The 19,700-nt window shown below is 48.4% G+C and carries 16 protein-coding genes and 1 tRNA gene; 12 read left to right on the top strand and 5 right to left on the bottom strand.

What is annotated here, in order from left to right; genetic code table 11:
- The first annotated feature begins 35 nt into the window (after positions 1-35).
- The 9 genes from dnaX (at position 36) to nadE (ending at position 11,944) form a co-directional block, all read left to right on the top strand.
- Positions 36-3,179, top strand: a complete 3,144-nt coding sequence (gene dnaX, locus L2713_RS03620; RefSeq protein WP_248966961.1) for a DNA polymerase III subunit gamma/tau — start codon at positions 36-38, stop codon at positions 3,177-3,179.
- Positions 3,180-3,348: 169 nt separating this feature from the next.
- Entirely contained in the window at positions 3,349-3,678 is a 330-nt protein-coding gene (locus L2713_RS03625) for a YbaB/EbfC family nucleoid-associated protein (RefSeq protein WP_109285821.1), read from the top strand.
- Between the two features lie 12 nt (positions 3,679-3,690).
- Positions 3,691-4,290 (top strand): recombination mediator RecR, encoded by a 600-nt coding sequence (gene recR / locus L2713_RS03630; protein ID WP_023265729.1) that lies wholly within the window; start codon positions 3,691-3,693, stop codon positions 4,288-4,290.
- A 312-nt stretch (positions 4,291-4,602) separates the two neighbouring features.
- Complete coding sequence (htpG, locus tag L2713_RS03635; protein WP_220055298.1) at positions 4,603-6,516, top strand: molecular chaperone HtpG; 1,914 nt, start codon at positions 4,603-4,605, stop codon at positions 6,514-6,516.
- A gap of 117 nt (positions 6,517-6,633) precedes the next feature.
- Complete coding sequence (locus tag L2713_RS03640) at positions 6,634-7,497, top strand: tetratricopeptide repeat protein (protein ID WP_248966962.1); 864 nt, start codon at positions 6,634-6,636, stop codon at positions 7,495-7,497.
- Positions 7,498-7,638: 141 nt separating this feature from the next.
- On the top strand, positions 7,639-8,283 hold the full coding sequence (adk, locus tag L2713_RS03645) for an adenylate kinase (RefSeq protein ID WP_011623010.1): 645 nt from the start codon (positions 7,639-7,641) through the stop codon (positions 8,281-8,283).
- A gap of 79 nt (positions 8,284-8,362) precedes the next feature.
- Entirely contained in the window at positions 8,363-9,409 is a 1,047-nt protein-coding gene (gene hemH / locus L2713_RS03650; RefSeq protein WP_047539737.1) for a ferrochelatase, read from the top strand.
- Between the two features lie 190 nt (positions 9,410-9,599).
- Complete coding sequence (locus tag L2713_RS03655) at positions 9,600-10,904, top strand: inosine/guanosine kinase (protein WP_109285737.1); 1,305 nt, start codon at positions 9,600-9,602, stop codon at positions 10,902-10,904.
- Between the two features lie 209 nt (positions 10,905-11,113).
- A complete protein-coding gene (nadE, locus tag L2713_RS03660) occupies positions 11,114-11,944 on the top strand; it encodes an NAD(+) synthase (protein WP_248966963.1) in 831 nt (276 codons plus the stop codon).
- A gap of 133 nt (positions 11,945-12,077) precedes the next feature.
- Here nadE and L2713_RS03665 read toward each other — a convergent pair whose 3' ends face one another.
- Positions 12,078-12,614: a DUF6942 family protein gene (locus L2713_RS03665; protein WP_248966964.1), complete on the bottom strand. Its 537-nt coding sequence runs from the start codon at positions 12,612-12,614 to the stop codon at positions 12,078-12,080.
- 164 nt (positions 12,615-12,778) lie between these two features.
- Here L2713_RS03665 and L2713_RS03670 point away from each other — a divergent pair, with 164 nt between their 5' ends.
- The gene (locus L2713_RS03670; RefSeq protein ID WP_248966965.1) at positions 12,779-14,245 is read left to right on the top strand and encodes an alpha/beta hydrolase; all 1,467 of its coding nucleotides are present in this window, start codon (positions 12,779-12,781) and stop codon (positions 14,243-14,245) included.
- On the opposite strand, the gene L2713_RS03675 is transcribed toward L2713_RS03670, so the two are convergent.
- Complete coding sequence (locus L2713_RS03675) at positions 14,242-16,422, bottom strand: sensor domain-containing diguanylate cyclase (protein WP_248966966.1); 2,181 nt, start codon at positions 16,420-16,422, stop codon at positions 14,242-14,244. The genes L2713_RS03670 and L2713_RS03675 overlap by 4 nt on opposite strands.
- 365 nt (positions 16,423-16,787) lie before the next feature.
- Here L2713_RS03675 and L2713_RS03680 point away from each other — a divergent pair.
- Positions 16,788-16,864 (top strand) — tRNA-Pro (locus L2713_RS03680).
- A 227-nt stretch (positions 16,865-17,091) separates the two neighbouring features.
- Here L2713_RS03680 and L2713_RS03685 read toward each other — a convergent pair.
- From L2713_RS03685 to L2713_RS03695, 3 genes are all read right to left on the bottom strand, one after another.
- Entirely contained in the window at positions 17,092-17,523 is a 432-nt protein-coding gene (locus L2713_RS03685; protein ID WP_248966967.1) for a hypothetical protein, read from the bottom strand.
- Between the two features lie 600 nt (positions 17,524-18,123).
- Positions 18,124-18,327, bottom strand: a complete 204-nt coding sequence (locus L2713_RS03690; RefSeq protein WP_248966968.1) for an Lrp/AsnC ligand binding domain-containing protein — start codon at positions 18,325-18,327, stop codon at positions 18,124-18,126.
- 70 nt (positions 18,328-18,397) lie between these two features.
- On the bottom strand, positions 18,398-18,577 hold the full coding sequence (locus L2713_RS03695; protein WP_248966969.1) for an Lrp/AsnC family transcriptional regulator: 180 nt from the start codon (positions 18,575-18,577) through the stop codon (positions 18,398-18,400).
- 109 nt (positions 18,578-18,686) lie between these two features.
- On the opposite strand from L2713_RS03695, the gene rarD reads away from it, so the two are divergent.
- Positions 18,687-19,586 (top strand): EamA family transporter RarD, encoded by a 900-nt coding sequence (gene rarD / locus L2713_RS03700; RefSeq protein ID WP_248966970.1) that lies wholly within the window; start codon positions 18,687-18,689, stop codon positions 19,584-19,586.
- Positions 19,587-19,700: the final 114 nt, after the last annotated feature.

Genomic DNA, 19,700 nt, shown 5'->3' on the forward strand with positions numbered 1-19,700 from the left:
TACCAACATTCTTGTCATGCACATTGGGGAGTTCCATGTCATATCAGGTGTTAGCCAGAAAATGGCGCCCTGCCACATTCGAACAGATGGTCGGCCAAAGCCACGTGTTGCACGCGCTCACGAATGCGTTAACGCAACAACGTTTACACCATGCTTATCTTTTTACGGGTACTCGCGGTGTGGGCAAGACCAGTTTGGCGCGCCTCTTCGCTAAAGGCCTCAACTGTGAAAAGGGCGTAACGGCTTCCCCCTGTGGTGTGTGTGGCAGCTGTGTCGAAATTGCCCAAGGCCGCTTTGTTGACTTGATCGAAGTCGATGCCGCCTCGCGCACTAAGGTCGATGACACCCGTGAACTCTTAGATAATGTGCAATATCGTCCGACCCGTGGCCGTTTTAAGGTCTACCTGATTGACGAAGTACACATGCTCTCCCGCAGCAGTTTTAATGCACTGCTAAAAACCCTCGAAGAACCGCCAGAGCATGTGAAATTTTTGCTGGCGACGACCGATCCGCAAAAGCTGCCGGTGACTGTGTTATCCCGCTGTCTGCAATTTAATTTAAAGAGCTTAACCCAGCAGGAAATTGGCACTCAGCTACAGCATATTTTAACCCAAGAGCAATTACCCTTTGAGCACGAAGCCTTAACTCTGCTCGCCAAAGCGGCCAATGGCAGTATGCGCGATGCCTTAAGTTTGACCGATCAAGCTATTGCCTTCGGTGGTGGCACAGTAATGCTCAATCAAGTGCAATCTATGCTGGGTAGCATCGATGAGCAGCATGTGCTGCGCTTACTCAAAGCCTTAACCGATGCCGATATTGGCGTTTTGATGCAAAGCTGCGCACAGGTGCTCGCCTATGGCGCGGACGCCCAAGAAGTGCTGCGCAGTTTACTGGAATTATTGCATCAAATTACCCTGACGCAATTTGCTCCTGCCGCGGCGCAGCAATCCCTTTACAGCGCGCAAATTCAAGCCTTTGCCGAGCAGTTAGCGCCGGAACAAGTGCAGTTGTATTACCAGATTTTACTGACTGGTCGTAAAGACTTACCCCATGCGCCGGATCCTAAATCGGGTCTCGAAATGGCGTTGCTCCGAGCGGTGGCATTTGTTCCCGAAAAGCCCGTGAAGCGTTGGCAGGTCGAAGATGCTGCTAAGGTGAGCTTGCCAGCTCAGCAGTCAATGTCTGCGACGCCCACACCAAATATGCCCGCGGCGGAACCAGCTGTAAATCAAGCAGTGGCTGAAAAAAAAACTCCGCTAACCGCTGAGCGTGACTCACAGGCTCTGCCACAAGCTGCAATCTCTGAGTCTATGGCTCGATCTCAGGAATCTTCAGCTTCTCAAGCCGAAGCTGCGCAGCAAGCTGTATCCGAGGATGCTTTAGTTGGCGAGGATGCACTTGATGAAGAGTCTACACTCAACGCCACTTTGATTGCTGAGCAGCAAGTGATCTTAAGCCAAGCCCAAAGCCAAGGCTTTGGCGCAAGTACCGAGGTGATATCGCGTACTGAGGCCGTCTTAATTTCAGAATCAAGCCCTGAATCGAACTCAGTATCTACGCCTGCATCGAATCTTTATGCTGAGCATAATCAAGCGGCGATGGTGGATCCCGAAAGCTCTGGCCAGAAACCTTCTCCTGCGGTGTTAACAGAACCCGTTGCCTTATCTCATGATGATATCGAGGACGATACTCAAGCGAGTGTTAATCAGAGTGCAGATGCGCTAGCGTCAGATGAATATTCTGCAGAGGATTTCGGACAATACGATTATGCCGCTGCGCCGCTCGATGCCTATCAGGATGATTATTCGCAATTTATGGCTGAGGAGCAGGGCGGGTTCTCTGGGATGGAAGATAGCTCGTTGATGAGCGACAGTGCTCAGTCTATCGACCATAGTGATGTTGTGCATGAGTCTGCCAATGACCCCAAATCGCAGTCTTTTGCCGACAATTCAGTTTCAACAACTCCTCCAGTTTCAACAGCTACTGTATCCCTCGAGGATGACGATATTTTATCGGCGGTATTAGCGGCACGCGACTCCTTACTCTCCGATCTCGATGCGCTCAGCACCAAGGAAGGTGATGGAAAAAAGCCAGCAGCGGAAGTTAAGCTTAAAACCCCAGGCCAGAGTGCGCATACCGCGCCAGTTTCTAACGCGGCATTAAATAACACGTCCTCAGTTGATGCATCTATTGAGCCGCAAGTCGCTAAAAACGCGTCTGATAACGAGTTTGAGCTGCCCTTTGATGATGATTTCGACGCCGAGCTCCATCTTGAGTCACAGTCAAATGTTACGCCAACTCCGCCGCTTGATCCGAACGATCGCCCGCCTTGGGAAGAGGCGCCCGTCGCGGCGATGGATGAAGCCAATGCGCCCGCTGCAAGTGTTAACCTACAGACTGAAACCCCTGTCGCGCCGCAAACAGCTGTTGAGGATTTAGGCGCTGCGCCCGTTGCCGCTCAAACATCGCCAACGGACAACGAGGCGACACGGGTTGTGCAAGCGTTAGAGCAAGTGGCAGTACAAGAAAGCGAGCCAGCTGCGCAAAGCCTTGAGCCAAATACGCAGCCTCCTCAGGCGCAGGAACTTATACAGCCACAAACTCAACCACAAACTCAGCAGCTAATTCAGCAACCGATTCAGCAGTTAACTCAGCAATTGGCATCGGTGCAGTCACCATCAAGCGAGACTGTACAACCAACGTCATCCTCCGCATTAGCACTGGCGCAATCGATTACCGGTCATCCCTTAGACTTGCACTGGTATAAGCTTATGGCGAGCCTAGAGATTGGCGGCCGTGTGCGTCAGTTGGCGGTAAACTCGATTTGTCAGCTGCAGGCTAACCCCTTGCCATTGCTGCTTAAACCTGACCAAAAACACTTGGCGGCGCCCGTGGCGATTGAGCAGCTCGAGCAGGCATTGACAGCTGCATTGGGGAACCCGAGGCAGGTTGAGGTGGTCATAGGAAGCGATCCTTCGCGGGAAACGCCCTTAGAAATGCGCAAACGTTTTCACCAAGAGTTACTGCAGCAGGCACGCCAATCGCTAATGATGGACGATAATGTGCAATGGCTGATTAACCGTTTTGGCGCCGAACTGGATCAGCATACCTTACTTTATCCACCAGAGTTGTTAGCTCAGCGTAGCGGACTTATTCCCGCACTGCCTGAGCCCGAGTAATATTTCCTCAGTGCATTTGCTGCATGGAGTGGCAGAGTTTGTTAAAAACTCGCTATCAAGATCATAAGTTTAGCGATGGGATATCGGCATTGATTGCCAATCCCATTTATTTCAGTAAGATTAGCCAGCTTAAAAGCTTGCGACTAACCCTAATAGAAGAGAAATGACTATGTTTGGAAAAGGCGGTATGGGCAATCTGATGAAACAAGCCCAGATGATGCAAGAAAAAATGGCAAAAATGCAGGAAGAAATTGCCCGCATGGAAATGGTCGGTGAATCAGGTGCGGGTCTGGTTAAAGTGACCATGACTGGCTCACACACAGTACGTAAAGTCGAAATCGATCCAAGCTTGATGGAAGACGATAAAGAGATGTTAGAAGATTTGATTGCAGCAGCGTGTAACGATGCCGCGCGTCGTATCGAAGAAAACCAAAAAGCCAAAATGGCCGAAGTGACTGGCGGTATGCAATTACCACCAGGCATGAAAATGCCATTTTAATTGAGATAGACAATGAAATTTAGCCCCCTGCTTGACGAGTTAATTCAGTCCCTGCGTTGTTTGCCAGGGGTTGGGCCTAAATCGGCTCAACGTATGGCGTTTCAATTGCTTGAGCGCGATAGAAAAGCTGGGCTTAAATTAGCCTCGGCGCTGTCGAGTGCCATGAGCGATATCGGTCATTGTCAGTCTTGCCGAACCTACACTGAAGAAAGCCTCTGTCCGATTTGTGCTAGCCATAAACGCGGCTCCTCGTCGACGATTTGCGTGGTCGAAACGCCGGCCGATGTGTTAGCCATTGAAGCGGGTGGACATTTTACTGGTCGCTACTTTGTATTGCTGGGCCATTTATCACCACTCGATGGGGTGGGGCCTGAGGAGTTAGGTTTGGCGCTATTAGAGCGTCACTTAGCCTCGGGCGATGTTGCTGAGCTTATCCTCGCGACCAATCCAACGGTTGAAGGTGAGGCCACCGCCCACTTTATTGCCGATATGGCACGGCGCCATAAGGTGGTGATCAGCCGTATCGCCCACGGTGTTCCCGTGGGGGGGGAGCTGGAATATGTCGACAGCACCACCTTAGCGCTGTCCTTCAATGGGCGTATCCCGCTGTAGCGTGTGATGGCCTAAAGAGAAAACCCGCCAGTCCTGTGCCGCGGGTTTTTATTTTATGGGCGCAGGATGATGTGAATAAAGAGTATTGAGCAGATGCTCTTAGTGTTGTTGTTCGCCGCGTTAGCCTCACTTGTTTAAGACTAACTGCCAAATATCTAGGCCATTGGCCGTGTTTTCGCCTCAGATTGCCTTATTTTTCGCCATTTGATCTGTGATTTTATCTCCCCCCTTGAAAAGTGGATTTACAGCCCCATTTTATTAATCACTAAGCGTTTGCTTTAACCAAATTGCGTAACAAATAAGGAAAATTTCATGTCACAACAAGAAACTCATGGTTTTCAAACTGAAGTCAAACAGCTGTTGCATTTGATGATCCATTCTTTGTATTCCAACAAAGAAATTTTCTTGCGTGAACTGGTCTCCAACGCTGCGGATGCGGCCGATAAGCTGCGTTACCTTGCGTTGACCAACGACGCGCTATACGAAGGTGACGGTGAGCTACGTGTGCGTATCAGCGCAGACAAAGAAAAAGGCACTGTGACCATCGAAGACAACGGCGTAGGTATGACCCGCGATGGCGTGATTGAGCATTTAGGCACGATCGCCAAATCGGGCACCGCTGAATTCTTCAAAAACCTCTCAGGCGAAGCCTCAAAGGACTCGCAGCTGATCGGTCAATTCGGTGTGGGCTTCTATTCCGCCTTTATCGTGGCGAAAAAAGTCACAGTACGCACCCGTGCAGCAGGCCATAAGGCCAATGAAGCCGTATTGTGGGAATCGGAAGGTGAGGGCAGTTTCACCGTCGATACCATCACTAAGGCGAGCCGTGGTACTGAGATTACCCTGCACCTGCGTGATGAAGAGAAAGAGTTTGCCGATGAGTGGCGCCTGCGCTCCATCATCACTAAATACTCAGATCATATCTCCGTACCCGTTGAAATGTGGCAGGAAGGCACCCCTGAGCGCGATGGCCCAGACGGTGAAAAAATCCCCGCTACCGAAGGTTACTGGAAGGTCATGAACAAGGCGACTGCGCTGTGGATGCGCAATAAGTCTGAGATCAGTGACGAAGAGTACCAAGAATTTTATAAGCACATTTCCCACGACTACACAGACGCACTGCTGTGGAGCCATAACCGCGTAGAAGGTAAACAGGAATACACTAACCTGTTGTATATCCCTTCAAAAGCGCCATGGGATCTGTGGAACCGCGACCGTAAGCATGGCCTGAAACTCTTTGTTCAGCGCGTGTTTATCATGGATGATGCTGAGCAGTTTATGCCATCTTACCTGCGCTTTGTGCAGGGTTTGATTGACTCAAACGATCTGCCGCTAAACGTGTCTCGCGAGATTTTGCAGGACAACCACATCACCAAGGCGATGCGCACCGGTATCACTAAGCGCGTGCTGGGTATGTTGGAAAAACTGGCAAAAGACGATGCGGAAAAATACCAACAATTCTGGGCCGAATTTGGTCAAGTGTTGAAGGAAGGTCCAGCGGAAGACTTTGCAAACCGCGAGCGTATTGCAGGCTTACTGCGTTTTGCCTCGACCCATACTGGCAGCGCGGCCCCAACTGTGTCACTCGATGATTACATTAGCCGCATGAAGGAAGGCCAAACCAAGATTTACTATATCGTTGCCGACAGCCACGAAGCGGCCGCCAACAGCCCACATTTAGAGTTGTTACGTAAGAAAGGCATCGAAGTGTTGCTGATGTCAGAACGTATCGACGAGTGGTTAATCAATCACTTAACCGAATACAAAGAGAAGCAACTGCACTCAGTGACTCGTGGCGAGCTGGAATTAGGTGAGCTGGAAGATGCGGCCGAGAAGGAAGCGCAGGAGAAACTCGCCGAAGAGTCTGCGCCTTTGGTTGAACGCATTAAAGCGGCATTAGGCGCTAGCGTGGCCGATGTGAAAGTCACTTCACGCTTAACCGATACCCCAGCCTGTGTGGTGACGGGTGAAGGTGAGATGTCGAGCCAGATGATCAAACTGATGCAAGCAGCGGGTCAGCCAGTGCCAGAGGTCAAGCCAACGTTTGAGGTAAACCCTGCGCACCCATTAGTGTCGCGCTTAAACGATCTTCAAGATGAAGCCGCCTTCGCCGATTGGTCGAATCTGTTATTGCAACAGGCGCAATTGTCGGAGAAGGGCAGCCTAGCGGATCCATCGGCCTTTATTAAGCTGATGAACCAAATGCTATTGGCGAACCTGAAGTAAGACATTCGGGGCACTTGAGTCGAGACACAAGTGCCCCGATTCCGTTTTAGGCACCGCGAGTCGCATTATCCTAGGGCATTTCCCCGTAGAGGTGCCAGATTGGGAGTAAGGAAAACCATGGACAATATCCTCGATCTAACGAAAGACAATATTCAGCAAGTGGTTGATGCTTCGATGCAGCAACTGGTGGTGATGGTGTTTTGGGCCCAGCCACAGCCGCAGAGTGTTGCCATGGTGCAAACACTCGAGCAACTGGCCGCGCAACATGCTGGTCGTTTTGTGCTGACGAAAGTGAACTGCGAAACCGAGCTGGAAATCGCTAACTATTTCCGTATTCAAGCACTGCCGACCACCTTAGTGCTCGATAAGGGCCAGCCAATTGATGGCTTTGCGGGCATGCAAGAGGCGGCGCAGGTGAGCGCTATGCTGGAGAAACACTTGCCACCCTTATGGCAATTACAGCTCGAGCAAGCCAAAGCCCTGTTAGCCTTAAGCCAAGTGTCGGCGGAGGATTTATCCACGGCGGTCGTGTTACTGAAAGACGCCTACAGCGCCTCCAATCAGGCGGCCGAGGTGAGTTTAGTGCTTGCCGATGTGTACTTGATGCAGGGTGAACTCGCCCAAGCGCAGCTGCTACTCGAGCAGATTGGCCTTGCCGATCAAGATGGTTATTACCAGAGCTTAAAGGCGAAATTAACCCTTGCCTTGGATGCGGCGGACACGCCAGAAATTCGTGATTTGCAGCAGAAGTTCGAGCATAATCCGCAGGATTTAGTGCTATTACTCGAACTTTGTAAGGCCTTGCATTCGGCCCACCGAGACGAAGAAGCGCTTGCACATTTATACAGTGTGTTATCTAAGGATTTAACTGCTGAAAATGGCAAAGTAAAACAAGGCTTTATGGAGATTTTAACGGCGCTTGGGCAAGGCAATAGTCTGGCGAATCAGTACCGCCGTAAGCTCTATACCTTGCTCTATTAAGGATTAAATTGGCCGCAAAACTGCGATTTATTTACGGTTTCTGAGGCTAAAGTCGAAGCTAAAAGCCTTCTCAATGGCGGCCAGATGTGCGAAGATCGCCGCCCTAAGAAGAATATCAATGCGAAAAAGAGGACTCTTGAGATGCGCATTATCCTATTGGGCGCCCCAGGTGCCGGTAAAGGTACCCAGGCCCAGTTCATTATGGAACAGTATGGTATCCCACAAATTTCTACTGGCGACATGTTACGTGCTGCCGTTAAAGCCGGTACTCCGCTGGGTTTAGAAGCGAAGAAAGTGATGGATGCAGGCCAACTGGTTTCTGATGATCTGATCATTGGACTGGTTAAAGAGCGTATCGCACAGGACGACTGTGTTAAAGGTTTCCTGTTAGACGGTTTCCCACGCACTATCCCACAAGCGGATGCGATGGCGGCAAACGGTATCAGCATTGATCACGTGATCGAAATCGATGTGCCAGACGAAGAAATCGTTAAGCGCATGAGCGGTCGTCGCGTTCACCCAGGTTCTGGCCGTGTTTACCATGTGGTATTCAATCCACCTAAAGTGGAAGGCAAGGACGATGTGACTGGTGAAGACTTAGCGATTCGTCCAGATGACGAAGAAGCCACAGTACGTAAGCGTTTAGGCATTTACCACGAGCAAACTAAGCCATTGGTTGAATACTATGGCAAAGTGGCTGCGGCGGGTAACACTCAATACCACAAGTTTGATGGTACTCAGTCGGTAGCGGCTGTGAGTGCACAATTAGCCAGCGTGCTGAAATAAGCATCATTGCTAAATTCGAGAACAAGTTCTCATATTAGGAAAAAGCCTGCTATTGCAGGCTTTTTTTATTGGCAATCGAATGTTAGCCTGCCGTGGTATTTGGCTGATAAAAGGTACCACATTGACTTCTCCCTCTCCTGCGTTTGGCGTGTTATTGGTCAATCTCGGCACGCCCGATGAACCCACTCCCAAAGCGGTTAAGCGATTCCTCAAACAGTTTTTAAGTGATCCTCGGGTCGTCGATTTGTCCCCTTGGCTGTGGCAGCCGATTTTGCAGGGGATAATCCTTAACACCCGCCCCGCCAAGGTGGCCAAGCTTTATCAGAGCGTGTGGACGGAGCAGGGCTCGCCGCTGATGGTGATAAGCGAGCAGCAGGCGCAAAAGTTAGCTACGGATCTGAGCGCGACCTTTAATCAAACCATTCCGGTGGAACTGGGCATGAGCTATGGCAATCCTTCGATTGAGAGCGGCTTTGCCAAACTCAAGGCCCAAGGCGCCGAACGTATCGTGGTACTGCCGCTGTATCCGCAATATTCCTGCTCAACCGTCGCCAGTGTGTTCGATGCGGTGGCGCAGTATTTTACCCAAGTGCGTGACATTCCTGAGCTGCGTTTTAGCAAGCAGTATTTTGACCATGAAGCCTATATCGCGGCTTTAGCGCATTCGGTGAAACGCCATTGGAAAACCCATGGGCAGGCCGATAAGTTGATTTTATCCTTCCACGGTATTCCGCTGCGTTATGCCACCGAAGGCGATCCCTATCCTGAGCAGTGCCGCGCGACGGCTAAGTTATTGGCGCAGGCGCTGGAGTTAACCGAAGGACAATGGCAGGTGTGTTTCCAATCCCGCTTCGGTAAAGAAGAGTGGTTAACGCCTTATGCCGATGAGCTGCTGGCCGATTTACCCCGCCAAGGCGTGAAAAGTGTCGATGTCATTTGCCCAGCCTTTGCCACCGATTGCCTTGAAACCTTAGAAGAAATTTCCATTGGCGGTAAAGAGACTTTCCTGCATGCGGGTGGCGAGGCCTATCACTTTATTCCCTGTTTGAATGATGATGAGCTCCATATCGAGCTGCTCAGGCAACTGGTGCAAGAACAAGCCCAACCTTGGATACGCGCAGAGTGACGGTAAATTTCTCCCGTTGAAACCGAAAGACGGCCTAGTTTCATGCTGATTTTATGGTAGAATCTGCGCCCTTTGTGGCTCGGGAGTGGATTTTTTATCTCTCTAGCCTAGACTCATTATTTTTAGGACACGATGAGCGTAGGCTCATTGTAATGCCCATTAGCATGGATGCCAGGAAAAGAGAGCCACTATGAAGTTTCCCGGTCAGCGCAAATCGAAACATTATTTTCCGGTCAAAACCCGTGACCCATTGCTTGAGCAATTAACGCAGCAACCTCAACCCTTTGCAACTTATGTCAGCGGTATCGATCAAACCCTAGTGGATATCGAAGCCAAGGTAGAGGATGAGTTGCTCGGCCGTTATGGTTTACCTAAGGGCAATTCGACGCTTATCAATGACGAGCAAGCGCATGCCCTGTATACCGAGCTGAAACAAAACGGTTTGATCAGCGATGAGTTTGCGGGCGGCACTATTGGTAACACAGTGCACAATTATTCTATTTTGGCCGATGACCGCTCAGTGTTGTTTGGGGTGATGAGCCAAAATATCGAAGTCGGCAGTTACGCCTACCGTTATCTTTGCAACACTTCCTCTAAGGTTGACCTTAACTTCCTGCAACCCGTCGATGGTCCTATCGGCCGTTGTTTCACCCTGATTTCGGATTGCGGTGAGCGTACCTTTGCGATCAGTAAAGGCGCGATGGACAAGTTAACCCCAGAATACATTGATAAAGACGTAGTGCAGGGCAGCTCTGCCTTGGTATTAACCGCCTATTTAATGCGTGCCAGCGGCGGCGACAGGATCACCGATGCGGCCATGTGCGCGATTGAATATGCCAAAGCGGCCGAAGTCCCCGTGGTATTGACCTTAGGCACACGCTTCTTAATCGAAGAAGATCCGGTCTGGTGGCAAAACTTTATCCAAGAGCATGTGACCATTTTGGCGATGAACGAAGATGAAGGTGAGGCCTTAACCGGATTTCGCGATCCGCTGCTGGCCAGCGAAAAAGCCCTCGAGTGGTGTGATATGGTGTTAACCACCGCAGGTCCCATCGGGCTTTACACCGCGGGTTATACCGATGATGCTGAAAAGCGTGAAACCACCCATACGCTGTTGCCCGGTGCAATCCCCGAATTTAACCGTTATGAGTTCTCGCGTCCTAAGCTGAAGCGTGACTGCGAAAACCCGATTAAAGTGTTTGCGCATATTTCGCCTTACATGGGCGGCCCAGAGAAAATCGGTAACACCAACGGTGCAGGTGATGGCGCGTTGTCGGCATTGTTGCACGACTTGGCGGCCAATACCTTCCACAAGACCAATGTGCCTGGCTCAAGCAAGCACAAGCGTGATGGTCTGTGTTATTCGTCATTCTCCCAAATTTGTAAGTATGCTAACCGCGTGGCTTACGAGGTGTTGGCGCAGCACAGTCCGCGTCTCTCCCGCGGTTTGCCTGAGCGTGAAGACAGCTTAGAAGAATCCTACTGGGAAAGATAAGCCTACATAGGTTTAAGTATATAAGGGCAATAGCGGCAAACCGTTATTGCCCTTATTGTTTTTGGAACAGACGAAAACTTGAGCCAATGACGTTTTCTCAACAATTAACCCTGTGGATGTTAATTTTTGCTACAGGCAGACCCGAATAAATGATAACGTTAGCCGAATCACTGCTCCCAATAACAGCGAATATTAAGGTGGAATTTTCGGTGAAAGCGCAGATCTTAACAGAAATGAAGGTACTCAAGACAATCGATCCTGAGTTCGAAGTGCAGCGCCGTGTGGCGTTCATAAAATCTAAACTGCAGGCAGCCCGCAGCAAAGCCTTGGTCCTTGGGATCAGCGGTGGTGTGGATTCGTCCACGGCAGGACGTTTATGCCAGTTGGCCGTTGATAGCCTCAATAGCGAGCATCCTGACGGCGGCTATCAGTTTATTGCGGTGCGCTTACCCTATCAAATTCAAAAAGATGAGCACGAAGCTCAGCACGCTTGCCAATTTATTCAGCCGACCAAATTAGTCACCATCAATGTGCATCAAGGGGTTGATGGTGTGCATCAAGCCACCTTAACGGCCTTTGTCGAAGCGGGATTGCATTCACCGGATGCGGCGAAAGTCGATTTTATTAAAGGTAACGTGAAAGCGCGGATGCGAATGATTGCCCAGTATGAGTTAGCCGGTTTAGTGGGCGGCTTAGTAGTCGGGACAGATCATAGCGCCGAGAATATCACGGGTTTTTATACTAAATGGGGTGATGGAGCCTGCGATCTCGCGCCTTTATTTGGCCTCAACAAACGCCAAGTGCGTCAGGTAGCGGCGTATTTGGGCGCACCAGAGTCCTTAGTCTATAAAGCACCAACCGCGGATTTGGAAGACAATCAACCGCTACTCGAAGATGAAGTGGCGCTCGGACTGACCTATGAGCAAATCGATGATTTCCTCGAAGGGAAAGCCGTCGATAAGGCCGTGGAAGAAAAGCTTATCAATATCTACCAGGCCACGCAGCATAAGCGTCAACCTATCCCCACTATTTACGATTAATTGAAGACGCTTACGGTCTGAAAATTAACGAAAAAGCACCCTAATCGGGTGCTTTTTTATGTGCGAATGCTTAATGCAATCTCGCCAAGTGTCTCGATTCGAACTTATTCACATTGTGCTTAACCGTATTCCATTAGCGGTGCTTCGCTTGAAGGTGGCGACACGTCAGAGCAATCAAAGCGTTTGAGTATTGGCGATAGTCTAAATAGGGCGTGAGCAGTACATAACTTGAGTGCGGGGATTGTGCTTGCAGCATCGCTGTGACGTCTTGCAGTTTAGCTTGCGAGTCTTGCATCAATTGCAGCTCGGTTGTTTGCAGTGCGTGTGTTTGCAGTGAGTGAGTGGCGATGTTGCTATCGGCTGCAATCCCTAATGTCGTGGCCGCGGCTTGTCCACAGACAATATGAATATTGGCATGTGGTGAGAGGGCATTGGCACCTATCAGCAACATTTGCTGCTGTTTGAGTAACTGGTTGTCGCGATAATTGCGCCAATCCTCACTGGACGCGCAAATTTTTGCCATAATTGTGAATATCTTACGCCAGTGATTACCATTTAAGGTGATGAGTTCTGCTATCGCGTTATCCTGCGACCAATGCCAATCTTCAGGCAGGAGTGGGGGATTGGGGAGATAAAACGCATAGGTCGCTGCGGCTGGGCCAATGTGCATAAGAGTCGAATATGGGAGTCAAAGTGGGGCGGATCTTACCCTAACTTAGGCGCACCGCCGAAACTAAATTGTTGCGAGATCAAATCTTAAACATGAAAGTTGAGGTTTTTTTTTATCTAACCTTATAATCTAATTGCGCATTTTATGGGATCCAAGGGACGAGAATGAAAGCCATCATCATAGGCTCAACCAAGCATTTATTTTTCGCGGCATTTTATGCCTGTTTGGGGGTTGCCGTCGCCCTGTTGGTGACAGGGATACACTTTCTCAATGCTAGGCCCGATCTCTCCCTCTGGCATACCACAGAACTTAAAAACGAGTTTCGCTACAACACCAAATTAGACAAATTCAGTGATTACATCGCCTTAGAAGATAAGTTATTTGCCGAAGTGGAAAATAAAGTCCTCAAAAAAGTCTCGGCGACGGATGCTTCACCCGTGAATCGTTATGTTAAAAATAGCCTGTCGGATCCCGCCCGTTGGCCCCATAACTGGAATCGCACCTTCGAGTGGCCTAAAGCCAATGCGCCCTTTGGTGTACTCCTTCTCCATGGTATGTCGGATTCGCCCTATGCCATGTCAAATGTGGCGGCGCATTTTAAGGGTAAAGCCCATGTGCTTGGATTAAGACTCCCTGGCCATGGCACTATTCCGAGTGGTTTGACAAGCCTGTACTGGCAGGACTTAGCCGCCGCGATGAATTTGGCGACGGCGCATATGAAACAAGAGCTTAAAGGTAAGCCGCTGTTTGTGATTGGCTTTTCAACGGGCGCCGCGGTAGCGCTTAACCATGAACTTGAGCTCATCAATCAAGAGAAAGCCCCAGATTATGCGGGGATGATTTTTATGTCGCCCGCCATTGGGCTTGCTCCGATTGCGGCGGCTGCCCGTTGGCAAAGCTGGATTGGCCGTTTACTCGACTTAGATAAGTTGCAGTGGAACAGTATTCAAATGGAATACGATCCCTTTAAATACACTTCTTTTGCGGTAAACGCGGGTGATGTGGTTTACCAATTAGCGCTGCGTAATCAGAGCCTATTGAGTGGCTTAACGCCTTCGCAGCGTGGGCAGATCCCTGACATTTTAACCTTTCAATCCGTCGCCGATGCAACTGTTTCAAGTGCCGCCGTGGTGGATTTGCTTTACCAAGTTCTGCCCGAGAAGGGCCATGAATTAGTACTGTTTGATATGAACCGAACCGTGATAAATAGTAAGTTGATGGTCAATGATCCGCTGCCGAGTTTATTACCGACTTCGCGCGATAGCATCCATTACCGTGGCACCTTGATTGAAAATCAAGACAGCGAGACGACGCAGGTTCAAGCTCGGGAGTTTGGGGTTATGCCGCAGGATAACAGCGAGCCAGAGGTGGAGTCGTTATCCTTGCACTGGCCTGCGGGCGTGTATTCCTTGTCCCATGTGGCCTTGCCATTCGATGAGGATGATGGGCTGTATGGCATTAAAAATAATGAAAAATTACTCAGGATCCAAATTGGCGCGGCTGCATCCCGTGGCGAGCGTGGGGTGTATAGCGTGCCCGCCTCGGAAATGTTACGCCAAAAATGGAATCCGTTTTTCCCCTACATGTTAACGCGGATTGACCAGTATCGCGCTACGCACATGCCGAACTAAGCACTGATAAGGGTGCAAACCACGCAGTTGCGCCCTTGCTCTTTGGCCTTATACAGGTTCTCATCGGCCTGCTTTAACCAAACTTCAAGCGTTGAGCTGTAGGCTGCATCGGCAATGATGGCGCCTATGCTTACGGTGACGCTAAAGGTTACTTGATCGGCCGGGTTAGTAATCACCACGCTAGCGAGTTTCTCACGGAAATCATTAAGATGTTGCTCAACTTTCAAGGTATTACACATAGGTAATATCAACACGAATTCTTCACCACCGTAACGGCAGAGCAAATCGACATCGCGCTTAAAGTGACTCGATAATACTTCCGCCATCACCCGCAGGCATTCATCGCCGGCAAGGTGGCCGTAGGTATCATTCACTTTTTTGAAGAAGTCGAGATCCAGTAGCACCACGGCAATCGCATCTTGGCCACGCTCACACAGATCTTGAATATGCAGGAACTGTTTCTCGGTATAACGGCGGTTATACAGATTGGTGAGTGAATCGCGCTCCGCCATGTTTTTGAGTTTGCGATTCGCGATTTCCAAGTCCATGGTGCGCTGTTTGACTTTATCCTCTAACTCGAGTTGATAACTGAGCAGTGCTTGTTGGTTGGCCTCTAAGCTCTCGTACAGGCTATAGATTTCTTTAGGGGTACTGTTATCTAACAGCTCATGCTCAAACTTTTCCTCATTAAAACTGCCATCTTTGGTCTGGCTAAAGTGCTGTGCGAGTAAGGCGAGGGGCGTTGTGGTTAAGCGACTGATCGCCTTTGCGATAATCACTGCACCTAACATACTAAGCAAGAGCAGTACTATGGTCTTGGTGTATTGCTCCTGAGCCAAGGTGAGTAGCGGGACAAACGGCTCAACCACATACAGATGCCAGCCATTATTCAGTTGGTGGTGAGCGTAAATATACTCAGGCGTTTCGGTATCCTCCTGATTGATATTCATCAGCTTTAATCGCGTGCGATACTCAGTGCTACCCGTGACATAGTTGAAAGGGGTCAAGGGCTGTAGACCAAGTCTTTCGGAGGCGTAAACAATATTCTTCTTCTCATCCAATAAGATAATGGATTGCGTCTCATGGTGTTGATTTTGTTTATCAATACTCGAGAAAAAGCTTAAGTCGAGACTGCCTTGCACTATGCCTATGGTGCTGTTTGTGCCTTCTTGGAAAATCGGTGCACTGATGGCAATGATAATTTCTTTGCCAATAAATCGCCCGACAAATACCGGTGACACAAAGGTGTTCTGGTGATTAAAGGATTGGATAAAGTAGTCCCTATCCTTCACTGTAAACATTTTTCCCATTTGCTTTAATTGCTGAAACTTGTCGATTGGGCTACCTGCGACTATCTCACCCTGTTCATTGGCAATAAACATGGTGGTAAAGCTTTGCGTGAGTCCTTCTACACTGCTAAGTGTGGTTTGCCACTGTTCAAAGGGAATGCCAGACTCACTGATAAATTTACCTACACTGGCAATGGTTCGGGTGTTGACCGCGATATAGCTCTCGGTGGCATGCCCGAGAGATATGCCAGTGTCATCGAGATTCCGATTAATTAACACCTGTTGTTTATCCATAAAATAATGGTTAAACACTAAAGATGAGGTCAGTAAACTGATGGTGGTGATCAAAATAAACAGATAGCTAAGCTGCGCACTCATAGTGCGACGAGTGTGATTCACTAACTTATCTTTTAAATGCCACAAACTGGGGAGTGCCACCACGCAAAGCTCGCCGAGAGTCGTGTAAAAAATCCCATTAAAGGCTTGTTTTATCGTGGTGAAGGGGATGTGGTAACTCGGCATGCCAGTAATTAACCACAGGTACAAACTCATCAATGGCAAGCCGAGCAGTAACCAATAACCTATGCTGGCATACAAGATAGGCACATCTTTGCGCCGAGCAAACCCTAACCACAGCGCTTCGAGCAAAAAGACCAGATACACGTGGGCACTGGACCAGGCCAACATCAAGCCCGTTGCCGTAAATAAGGCGGTAAACAGGGCATACCAAGGCCCAAGCAGAATGGCCACTATCACCACCGCCGCATTACCTAAAATAAGCTGGACGTTGGCAAAGAGCGGAATAGGGTAGATGTTGAGCACTAAACCCAGTAGGCCGAGGAAGGTGGCTAACTTTAAATGGGCGCTATTCACAGCAGGTAGACGCAATGATAATTCCTTTTCATCAAAAATTTATGCTTAAAAAGCAATCTATTGCACTGAAACGATTAATGATAACTAGCTTAGCAGATGTTTCTTAATTTGATATTGAATGCGAAAACTTAAGTTTCGCCTCAGGTCACAGTCTGGGCCTCTCTGCCGCATTTAGGGCCAAAAGAGGCTATGGTTCTTGTAAAAACTCACCATTCAGACCAGAAACTAAGCAGTTGGTCAAACTCATTTCACTAAGCACTTGCGTTGATGCAATCCACTTGATAAAGTCTGCGTCACTTAAGGTGAACCCCACTCGATAGCATCTTAAGTAACAAGTGCTTAAGCTTAACTAAGTCGGTTTATTTAAGCACGAAAATTTTCGGTATGTAGCGCAGCCCGGTAGCGCACTGTCATGGGGTGTCAGGGGTCGGAGGTTCGAATCCTCTCATACCGACCAAATTCATAAACAATAAAGCCTGCAATCTTAATCAGTTGCGGGCTTTTTTGTGTCTGTAATCTGGCTTTTACTGCTATCTAGAGATTGAAAGGAAGTCATAGGGTTAACCAGTAAGGCGATAAACTTAGCAACAACTTTAATCAATCGAGTGCGACTTTCAACTTTAGCTAGGTGCAGTATCACTGAAGGTTGCTGAATACGAAGCAGCTCCTGTGTCCTGACTGTTTTTACAGGATCACCAATTCCCCAGTTTGTGTTATGCCACATGGCCACACGCCACTATTATATAATGCTAAAATTGCTACCCACTTTCCAGGTTGATTGGAAATGACCTCTTTGGCTGCGTGTTTGCAAGCGAACAGCGCGCTACCTTTCATTGCCTCTGTGTATTTATGGGGGCCATCGACGAGTTTAGGATGAGCCTTACCAACGCTTCGCAACGATCTCAACGCGGCTTTATAAACCATTTTCTCAGCCTCTTTGTCGTAGATCTGTTCGTCTGGTTTAGTTGGATATGTTCCTTTGAAAGGATCGGATTGCTCTCTGCTGCTCGGTAACCAATCCCATTCAATTTGTAATTGAGAAATCGCTAAGATGTGCTCTGCTTGGCTTAGCCAGTCAGTGTTCTCTATTTGTTCAATTAGTGCTTTGATGTCCATTAGCTGTTACGCCTGTGTCGGTTCTAGGTTTGCAAAAATAAAGTCATAACACTCATTTGGATTAACCTCTGTTACCCTTGGAAAGCGATAGCAAATTTGGCGATGAGCACAAGTGGTTTTCAACTCTGTTGGGGCGTCTTGGAGCACCCAAGGGCTAAGGCTAACGGTCATTTTGAGCGCGAGATAGGGATATCGAGCTGGTAGTTTAACATGGACGTTTTTGATAGGACGAGCAGTCCTCCTTGGTCGACTCTTGATTATAAATCAGTGGGGAAGCCCCACGATTTTGATTAAAGCATTCAAACTACAAAAAAGATGGAATGTATAACTTCTAAGTTGAACCATCAACTTTTTTACAGGCAAAACGTTACTTGGCCAATACCCTTTGAACTGCAAAACACACTTTGGGGTATTCCTGATTTAAATAGAAAATATCAATGAAATACAGCCGCTTAAGTGGATGCAGTAATACTTAGTATGAGATATTATGGCGCTGCACTATTACTGGCTATCCGGTTGGAGCAATCGATGCCGTTATCAATGGATGAGTCCATTGCAATAACGTAGCTAATTTCAGACAAAACAATATATTATGCGACGTTACAAGACATTTAACGTCGTCTTAACTCGGTCTAACGACACTATGGTTCTGAACCATTTTACATTCGGATTGTTGTGGAACATTTGATCACAAAGTGCTTGGAAACGTTGCATGTGCGGTACTAGCAGTACCAGCATAAAATCGGCATCCCCAGTGACGTAGTAGCATTGCTGAACTTCTGGACCAGAAAAGTCTTGTTTCAATTGCTTGAGCGCATTGATATCGGTTTTCTCAACCTGAACTTCTACAAAAATGGTTATGACTTTATTCAGTTTATCGGGGTTTTAAAATAGCGACTGTAGATTGGATATAACCCTCGTCTTTCAGTTTTTGAATGCGCCGCTGAACTGAAGCCGTAGACAAGTGAACGGATTCTGCCAACTCTCGTAACGAAGTTTGACAGTTCACTTGCAGCAAGGCTAGAAGAGCATGATCGTATTTATCGAGCGACATATTGGCATCCAAGTGAGAAATTTTATCGAAAATAGCATCAATTTAGAGAAATAATCCCTAAGTTAACACAATAAAATACCACTCAATTACCCATTTTCTGTTGGACGTTATGAAATCAGCTCCTAATACCTTGCTCGGTGTCAGCTTAAATGTGGCCGCTTCGGCGCTCTTTGCGATAATGTTTGCTTACACGGCTCTGCTCGACGCGCTCAGCGGTGAAGAAATCTATGGTTGGCGCATTTTATTCACCTTGCCAATGTTAACCCTCTTCATCCTTGTTCGGGGCTACTGGTCGCAAGTCATCGTTATTTATCAGCGAGTCATTCACGAAAAACACTTTTGGTTAACTCGAATCGCATCCAGCTTTTTAATCGGCATTCAACTTTGGTTATTTATGTGGGCTCCTGGCAATGGGTACGGCTTAGCTGTATCACTGGGATATTTTATTATGCCTATTACCATGGTGTTGGTTGGCCGATTCGCCTTTAATGACAAGATGTCTAAAATGCAGTGGGTCGCCTGTCTGTTAGCTTTACTTGGGGTAGTGAATCAGGTGGGCATTTCTCAAACCTTAACTTGGCCAACACTGGCTATCTGCTTAGGATACCCAATCTATTTTTGGCTAAGGCACAAAACCGATACCAATAATATTGGTGGCGTCTGGTTTGATATGCTGCTCAGCGTACCATTCTGCATTTACTTCATCTTAAATGGCGGCTACGTGATTGGCAGCTTTGGCGAGAGCAGCTTGCCGCTATGGTTAGCCATAGGTTTAGGTGCCATCAGTGCTTTAGCTCTTGGGTTGCAATCCTTATCTGCGCCGCACTTGAATCTGAGTCTGTTCGGGTTGCTTATCTATGTTGAACCCTTATTGTTACTCGTTGTTGCAATCATGCTGGGCGAGACAATTAGCCGAAGTGAATGGCCGACTTATATCGGTATTTGGTTTGCCGTTATTGTATTGATGCTAGAAGGTGGGCTTAAGATCTTTAAATCAAGAAACTTTTAGAGCTGGATCATGAGCTAAATAAGGGCTATTCCTTGCGACGACATTAGATTTAGTTGATTACGCACCAGCGCAATGGAGACAAGCTTTTAAGCCGTTTAGCCATGCTTTGGGGTC

Source organism: Shewanella seohaensis (genome assembly GCF_023283775.1).
Classification (GTDB): Bacteria; Pseudomonadota; Gammaproteobacteria; order Enterobacterales; family Shewanellaceae; genus Shewanella; species Shewanella seohaensis.

Coding starts and splice junctions, on each gene's coding strand:
- dnaX (WP_248966961.1), top strand. CDS start 36: ATGTCATATCAGGTGTTAGCCAGAAAATGGCGCCCTGCCACATTCGAA.
- L2713_RS03625 (WP_109285821.1), top strand. CDS start 3,349: ATGTTTGGAAAAGGCGGTATGGGCAATCTGATGAAACAAGCCCAGATG.
- recR (WP_023265729.1), top strand. CDS start 3,691: ATGAAATTTAGCCCCCTGCTTGACGAGTTAATTCAGTCCCTGCGTTGT.
- htpG (WP_220055298.1), top strand. CDS start 4,603: ATGTCACAACAAGAAACTCATGGTTTTCAAACTGAAGTCAAACAGCTG.
- L2713_RS03640 (WP_248966962.1), top strand. CDS start 6,634: ATGGACAATATCCTCGATCTAACGAAAGACAATATTCAGCAAGTGGTT.
- adk (WP_011623010.1), top strand. CDS start 7,639: ATGCGCATTATCCTATTGGGCGCCCCAGGTGCCGGTAAAGGTACCCAG.
- hemH (WP_047539737.1), top strand. CDS start 8,363: ATGTTAGCCTGCCGTGGTATTTGGCTGATAAAAGGTACCACATTGACT.
- L2713_RS03655 (WP_109285737.1), top strand. CDS start 9,600: ATGAAGTTTCCCGGTCAGCGCAAATCGAAACATTATTTTCCGGTCAAA.
- L2713_RS03665 (WP_248966964.1), bottom strand. CDS start 12,614: ATGCACATTGGCCCAGCCGCAGCGACCTATGCGTTTTATCTCCCCAAT.
- L2713_RS03670 (WP_248966965.1), top strand. CDS start 12,779: ATGAAAGCCATCATCATAGGCTCAACCAAGCATTTATTTTTCGCGGCA.
- L2713_RS03685 (WP_248966967.1), bottom strand. CDS start 17,523: ATGGACATCAAAGCACTAATTGAACAAATAGAGAACACTGACTGGCTA.
- L2713_RS03695 (WP_248966969.1), bottom strand. CDS start 18,577: ATGTCGCTCGATAAATACGATCATGCTCTTCTAGCCTTGCTGCAAGTG.
- rarD (WP_248966970.1), top strand. CDS start 18,687: ATGAAATCAGCTCCTAATACCTTGCTCGGTGTCAGCTTAAATGTGGCC.